Annotated in this window: 1 protein-coding gene; it reads right to left on the bottom strand. The window is 77.7% G+C overall.

Going from position 1 to position 1,439, the window contains the following annotated elements:
- Positions 1–154: 154 nt before the first annotated feature.
- Entirely contained in the window at positions 155–1,087 is a 933-nt protein-coding gene (locus E1258_RS32615) for a diacylglycerol kinase family protein (protein ID WP_371688718.1), read from the bottom strand.
- Between the last annotated feature and the right edge of the window lie 352 nt (positions 1,088–1,439).

Genomic DNA, 1,439 nt, shown 5'->3' with positions numbered 1-1,439 from the left:
ACCCCATCCCGGTGCCCAGTCGGCCACGGCCAACCTCGCGCTCGGCCCCGCCCTGGCGGTCATGGACCGGGTACGCGACGCCGTCCGCCGGCCGTCCGAAGGCCGGCGCTGAACCCGGCCGGGGCCACGACCCGCCAAGTGGCCCCGGCCGGGTTCAGCGCAGCAGGCGCAACGCGCCCGGTACGGCGGTCACGGTCACCGGCAGGTCGAGGCACCGCTCGCCGTCGGCGTACGTGGTGATCCCCTCGGCGGTCAACTCCACCGTGCGGGCCTGGTGGCTGCTCACCAGCGGATGCCGCACGTGCGTGCCCCGGTAGATGCGCGGCTTCACCCGGATCAGGGTGCGCCGGTCGAAACGGCCGCCGACCACCACGTCCAGCAGGCCGTCCGTCGGGTCCGCGTCGGGACAGATCCGCATGCCGCCGCCGTAGCTGGCGCAGTTGCCAACCGCCACCAGCACCGCGTCGCACTCCAGCGGCTCGCCGTCCAGCCGCAGGGTGTAGCGGCGCGGGCACAGCCGGGCCAGCTCCACCAGGATCGCCAGGTCGTAGCGGCGGGGGCCGCGCGGGCGGCGCATCCGGTTGGCCCGCTCGTTGACGATCGCGTCGAACCCGGCGGCGAGCACCGCCCCGTACCACCGGGTGCCGCCGTCGGGGCCGACCACCCGGGCCAGGTCCACCGGCCGGGTCCGGCCGTCGCGCAGCGCGGCGGCGACGGTCTCGACGGCGGCAAGCGGGTCGCCCGGGAAGCCGGTGTCGGCGGCGAAGTCGTTGCCGGTGCCGGCGGGCACCGGCCCGAACGGCACGCCCGTGCCGGCCACCGCCTGTAGGCCCCGGTGCACCGTGCCGTCGCCGCCAACGGTGACCAGGGCGGCGGCCCCGTCCGCGACGGCGGCCCGGCACGCCGCCTCGGCCTGCGCGCCGGTGCGCGCCTCCAGCAGCCGCACCGGCCGGCCGGCCGCCGCGAGCCGGTCCAGCAGGCGCGGCAGCAGGCCACGGTGCCGCCCACGCCCGGCCGTCGGGTTGGCGAGCACCGCGACGGGGCCGTCGGCACGCTGCCTGGGCGCGCGGTGGTCGGCTGCGGTCACGGCGAGCACCGTACCGCCCTTCCGCCAGCCGTGGCCCCGCCGGTCCGCACAGCGCCAGCCCACCGCGCGCCGTCCCCCGATCGACGTCCCGGGCGTCGGGTCGCCGGGAATCGTCGGGAAGCAATCTGCCGTCGCGTTGAACGACCGGCGTGCCGGCCCCGTACGGTTCGGTGAAGGGAGCTGCCCCATGAAGCGCTTGACCCCGCTGCTGACGCTGGTGACCGGAGCCGGGATGGCGGCCGTACTGTTCGCGATGAGCGCGCAGGCGGCGCCGGCGGCCGCACCGCCGAAGGTGGAAGCCGCGCCCCCGGCCAGCACCGCGGCACCCGCCGACGCGCCACCCGAGCAGACC

The sequence above is a fragment of the Micromonospora sp. KC207 genome, assembly GCF_004348615.1.
GTDB lineage: Bacteria > Actinomycetota > Actinomycetes > Mycobacteriales > Micromonosporaceae > Micromonospora.
The sequence above is the reverse complement of the archived record's forward strand: the minus strand, read 5'-3'. Positions and strand labels throughout refer to the sequence as shown.